The 5223-nt window shown below is 48.7% G+C and carries 6 protein-coding genes; 2 read left to right on the top strand and 4 right to left on the bottom strand.

The genetic code is table 11. The annotated features are described in order from the left end of the window. On the top strand, positions 1–248 hold a 248-nt coding region (locus tag WCO51_09355; GenBank protein MEI6513464.1), incomplete at its 5' end, for a hypothetical protein. Here the strand turns inward: WCO51_09355 and WCO51_09350 are convergent. From WCO51_09350 to WCO51_09335, 4 genes are all read right to left on the bottom strand, one after another. Continuing rightward, on the bottom strand, positions 245–928 hold the full coding sequence (locus WCO51_09350; GenBank protein MEI6513463.1) for a DUF5677 domain-containing protein: 684 nt from the start codon (positions 926–928) through the stop codon (positions 245–247). The genes WCO51_09355 and WCO51_09350 overlap by 4 nt on opposite strands. Positions 929–946: 18 nt before the next feature. Next, positions 947–2167 (bottom strand): TIGR00300 family protein, encoded by a 1221-nt coding sequence (locus WCO51_09345; GenBank protein MEI6513462.1) that lies wholly within the window; start codon positions 2165–2167, stop codon positions 947–949. Between the two features lie 201 nt (positions 2168–2368). Beyond that, positions 2369–3403, bottom strand: a complete 1035-nt coding sequence (locus WCO51_09340) for a hypothetical protein (GenBank protein MEI6513461.1) — start codon at positions 3401–3403, stop codon at positions 2369–2371. 29 nt (positions 3404–3432) lie between these two features. Continuing rightward, positions 3433–3840 carry a thioesterase family protein gene (locus tag WCO51_09335; protein ID MEI6513460.1) on the bottom strand — a complete coding sequence of 136 codons (408 nt, stop codon included), beginning with the start codon at positions 3838–3840 and terminating at the stop codon, positions 3433–3435. A gap of 159 nt (positions 3841–3999) precedes the next feature. On the opposite strand from WCO51_09335, the gene trpD reads away from it, so the two are divergent. Further along, positions 4000–5019, top strand: coding sequence for an anthranilate phosphoribosyltransferase (trpD, locus tag WCO51_09330; protein MEI6513459.1), 1020 nt, complete (start codon positions 4000–4002; stop codon positions 5017–5019). The last annotated feature ends 204 nt before the right edge of the window (positions 5020–5223 follow it).

Below are 5223 nucleotides of genomic sequence, written 5' to 3'. Positions count from 1 at the left end.
TAACACGCCCCCTCATCCAAGCCCTTCAGGAAGCAAGAGCGTATGGCGAATCAAGAATGGAAATCATCGCTCAGCACGAATCAACTCGTCTGAACTGGCCCGAACCCGTCTGCCAGGAATACCTCTGCGAAATCATGAACTATGCCTTAGATGAAAGCCACCTAAGCGCACTGGAAACCTTCCAATACCTCTGCAAAAAACACTCCTTAATCGAAGAAGCAAACCTCATTCGACCTGCGAATCCTTAGCGGTCTTGGTTGAAGGCTTCGCCGATTTGGCCTAGGACGTCGGCGGCGTCTACCAGGGCTTTTTTGAGGAAGATGGCTCGGAAGTCGTCGGCGCTGGATTCCCAGTCGGTGTTGACTAGCCAGGCGGTGGGGTGGACGAATTTGGAATAGAACTTGTAGAAGGATTCATAGAGGCAGTCTTTATCCACAGAATTTGCCATTTTTGCGACTGATACATGGGCTTCATGCAGTCTGCCGGCATGGCGGGCCATGATTTGTTCGTGTTGCTTGCTCATTTCCTCGCAAACAGTTACATCCGGCTCTTCTTCACGAAGCATGAGGGCATTTTTGATGATCTCGACATCTTCAGCTTCCTGCTCGGCGGTGAATTGGAGGCAGTTTTGCTCCGACAGGAGGACATATCCTGTGGTGATGTTTAGCTCGAAAAGATTTCTGGCAGGATAGGCTATCAGATCAGGGGAGGCATCAGTCCAACCTTCAAGTCGTTCGATTTCGACACTGGTCCTTTTGGCCAGATTTCTCAGAACAAACCAACGTTGATTATAAGTTTTCGCCAACTTAGTATCGATGCGGCCAACGAGCGTATCTAGTCCCTCTCGAATCCAGTGAAGGGTGCCCGGTATATCGTCAAAACCAAGAATTAGCGGATATTCATCTTCAGAATTAATATTATCGTCCATTGGTTTTTCAATCTCTTTTTAGCCTCTAATTAAATTGCCGGCCAATTCTTTCAAGAAGAACTCGCAATCGGTTACAAGCCCATAAGCCTGGTGGGAGCCGCGGTCGGCAAGTTTGATGACAGTATCGGCATCACTGTCAACGCAAACTGTGGTCACGCTGGCGGGGAGCAGGTTGCCGGTTGCAACTGAATGTAATGTTGTGGCAATCATAAGCGCAACACCAACCCCGCGCACCTTTTCACGCATGATGTCTTGCGCCTTCACACTATCAGAGATGACATCAGGCAAAGGACCATCATCGCGAATGCTTCCAGCTAGAACAAAATCGATGCCTTTTACTACGCAAGCATGCATGATTCCCTTTGTTAAAATTCCTTGCTCGACAGCTTGACGAATACCGCCAACTGAGCGGATTTTATTGATGGCTCTCAGGTGGTTTTCATGTCCATGTTGAACTGGAGAGCCATGTTCGAGGTTAATGCCAAGGGAAGTGCCTAACAGAGCGCTTTCGATATCGTGGGTCGCCAAGGCATTTCCTGCAAAAAGAATATCCACCCAACCGCCTAGAATGAGGTCTTCAAGGTTATGAGCCGCTCCGGTGTGTACGATAGCGGGGCCGCCGACGATTAAAATTTTCTGACCTTGAGATTTGGCGCGCATAATAATTTCTGCCACACCTCGGGCGATGCGCTCTTTTGGCTTCTCAGAAGAGACATCACTGCCCATAAAGGCGAATACATCCGAGGATTCTCGTCTTGCAGGTGGGGTTACTTTAACTCCAACATAGCCAATCACGAGCAAATCTCCGGCTTTGACACGGTGGATGGGAACAGTGGTCGCCTTCCATTCGCCTTTATCTTGATAGGCTTTGACACCGCAGTCCATCTCGATAGGGTCAACTAACACCCATTTGGCATCAATGCGTACAAATGTCTCCAGGTTGGTTGTCGAGTAGAAGTTATCGGGGAGAACGCCATCTTTTTCAGCCTCGGTCAGTGTTGCGGGAGCATAAGACACCTCGGCGCCATGCTGTTGGACATCGTGAAGCACCTTATCGAGTTTTTCCTGCGTTTCTGCTTTTACAAGTATCTCGACGTGACTCGGTTCGGCCTTCGTGTGCCCGATGTAGCATTGTTGGATGTCCATATCCACGCCGTGCTGATAGATTAGGTCCAGCACCTTTGAAAGTGTGAGCGAGTCAATAACGTGTCCATCCAATTTAATGAGTTCAGTAACCATCTGTCAGTCCCCGTTTGAGTTGATTTTAGCCTGTTATCAGTATCGTGTTTTGCGGTTAAAACCGCAGCTCGTAAGAGCAAAACCCACCTGCGTGGGTTATTCCAAAAGAGTCCGCGTAGGCGGACTTAGCTACTATTAGCTGCGAATTTATTCGCCAAGCGTTCGGGTCATCCGAGCTTAGGAAAGGTCTTAAGCCTGTTATCATTGTACCGCTTTACTTGCGCTTAGGGCGGATAATGACGCTTGAATTACAGTGTGGCTAGGCGCTTGACTCTTGAGATATTGTTCGACATTATAAATCGGGTATAAGAGCCGGTCATAACGGCTATCGGGAAGGCTGATTGGCTGGCTTTCCTGCATCAACCATGCCGAAACCTGGTCAACAAGCTCCAATATCCCCGCATCCGGCGGCGCCTCAACACGAATAAGCCCAAATGTAGGTCCCGCACCCGCCTGCCATCGAAGCCGTAAGTACCAACTGTAGACCTGCTGCCGTTTTCCACTTATAGGGATAAATACACTTGATCTCTCGCCTGGCTTTAGGCGATAAATTTTCAGGAGGTCTTCGGATTTATTGAAATATTGTGTGTTGTGCGATTTGGCTACTCCAACGATCGGCATATCCGTTTGCCCTTCATCGCATAAATCCGTTATCGAACCGTCAACCATTAGCCGAAATGTCCCAAGACGTCCATATTCATGAAGCCAGTTGCGGGCCAGTTTGATTTCAAGCGCTTCGCGAACATTCGCGACCTCACGTGCAGCGGCTTGCTTCATGACACCCAGAGGAGGGATACCTTCTCCATCGAATTCAGGGTCGGTTACTTTGCAGTCAATCCCGAAGCGAACCATATCGCTAATATCAACCAAATCACGGGGAAGATAGAGCGCCTGACGTTCATTCTGCCAACCGTCATCACTAGTCATTTGGCGGTCAACCCTTCGACGAATGGCCGCTGCCGTATAGCCATAAACCACCGGCACAATCTCGTCGAAATATAAATCAATTGTTCTTTGAATACCATCCAGAAAATGGGTAAACGCAGTCGGCTCTCCATCAGTTGGGACGGTATGGGCAGTTAGAATACTGTCTTCGACTAACCGATGGTCTCCCTGCTTGCTGACTGGTGTTGGGAAGCTCTCGAAGCTATCTTCCTCGCCAGAATGGCGCAAAATCTGCACATCCGGTCTGTGTTGCTTTAGGTATTCGGCGACTGATTGTAGAAATTGGTTCATTTCAAATCCCCTCTAGGGCATGTTACCTTTTATGGTTGAAGGACTTCGCGGAAGTAGTCTTGGAGTTCTATTGGGATAGGTACGGGGCGGATGGTGTCGAGGTTGACGAAGCATCCGCTTTGGGTGGCTCGCACGATAGGGGCATCGTTTCCGACTTCAACAAATTCAAATTCCAGCGTCCATCCCGATCGCCTCAGACCTCCCAACCACATCTTAAGCTGTACATCCATCCCGAGCCGCATGACACGTTTATACTCAATCCGTGTCTCCATCACAATCGGCGACATCTTATTCTCGAATAGCCGCGTGACAGGCCAAGGCGAATTATCCAACAAATAACACCGTCCATGCTCAAGCCATCGAACGAAGGTGATATTGCTAATAACCTGTCCAAGGTCATAGTCGTAAAAGTAAGACTTGATGGGTAGAACGATCATGTGGCGCTGACTCCTTTGGATAGATAATGATTATTGTATTCGCCGCTAACACACGAAAATCCTTTTTAGCTGATGGCTGACAGCTAATTGCTGAATACTCTCCCCCTGGTAATTGCGTTGGGGGCAAAAGCATGTTACAATGATGTGTAGCAACTTATTATGACTATTCAAGAATCGTTTGCGCACATTATCGGCGGGAATAATTTGACATCGGCAGAGGCAGAGTCTGTCATGGGGGAGATTGTTGACGGGCTTGCGACAGCCGCACAGATTGGATTTCTGCTGGGAATCCTTCGAATAAAGGGTGAAACCGCGGAGGAAATCGCGGGATTTGTCCAAGCGATGAGGGATCGTGTTGTGCCCGTACACGCCAAAAGCCCTGATCTTGTCGATACATGCGGCACAGGCGGGGATAAACTTCAAACTTTTAATCTTTCAACCGCCTCCGCTTTTGTTGCTGCCGCAGCTGGAGTTCCGATTGCTAAGCACGGCAATCGAGCGATGTCCAGCAAATGCGGTAGCGCAGATGTGCTCGAAGCGTTAGGAGTGAATCTTGAACGCACCCCGGAGCAAATAGCCGACTCTATCGATAAAATCGGCATCGGATTCATGTTTGCTCCAAAGCACCATCCGGCATTAAAATATGCCGCCGCTCCCCGGCGAGAGATTGGGGTAAGAACATTTTTCAATTTAGTGGGCCCCATGACCAATCCTGCTCAGGCGAAACGTCAGTTTATGGGTGTTTACGATTATCGATTTGTTCGGTTAGCAGCTGACGTACTGAACCAGCTTGGGTGCGAAAAGGCGGTTGTTGCTTTTGGAATTGATGGCATTGACGAAATGTCGCCGATTGGTCAGACATTGATGGTATGCTTGGATAATGGCCATATAACAGAGCAGTCCATCGAGCCGGAAGAATTTGGCATTAAACGTGTTCAAATTAGTGAAATTGCGGCAGGGCAAACGCCTGATGAGAACGCCGTCATGCTTAGGAATTCACTCAGGGAAGAATCATCGCCATGTCAACGGGCAATCGTGCTTAATGCAGCCGCTGCTATCTGGGTTGGCGGCAAAACGCCGAACTTACAGGACGCCGTTCAGATTTCGCTCGAGACCTTGAAATCAGGCGCAGCCAAACGAAAACTTCAGGAATTCATCGAATTCTCTCACGTCGATTAATGGTAATTCTAAGGAGGATATCTCGCTTTCCGAGACAAAAAAATGAGCATCTTGCATGAAATATTAGAAAACAAACAGGAGGAGGTTTCACACCGTAGGCGTTTAGTGTCGCTGGATGAATTGACTGAACGTGTTGAAAATTCTCCTCCAACACGCAGCTTGAAAACTGCTTTGCATTGCGCCTGCTCTCCTGTTGCCCTTATT

The sequence above is a fragment of the bacterium genome, from assembly GCA_037131655.1.
Classification (GTDB): Bacteria; Armatimonadota; Fimbriimonadia; order Fimbriimonadales; family JBAXQP01; genus JBAXQP01.
Note: the sequence above shows the minus strand (reverse complement) of the source record. Positions and strands in the feature narration are given on the sequence as shown.

Coding starts and splice junctions, on each gene's coding strand:
- WCO51_09350 (MEI6513463.1), bottom strand. CDS start 928: ATGGACGATAATATTAATTCTGAAGATGAATATCCGCTAATTCTTGGT.
- WCO51_09340 (MEI6513461.1), bottom strand. CDS start 3,403: ATGAACCAATTTCTACAATCAGTCGCCGAATACCTAAAGCAACACAGA.
- WCO51_09345 (MEI6513462.1), bottom strand. CDS start 2,167: ATGGTTACTGAACTCATTAAATTGGATGGACACGTTATTGACTCGCTC.
- WCO51_09335 (MEI6513460.1), bottom strand. CDS start 3,840: ATGATCGTTCTACCCATCAAGTCTTACTTTTACGACTATGACCTTGGA.
- trpD (MEI6513459.1), top strand. CDS start 4,000: ATGACTATTCAAGAATCGTTTGCGCACATTATCGGCGGGAATAATTTG.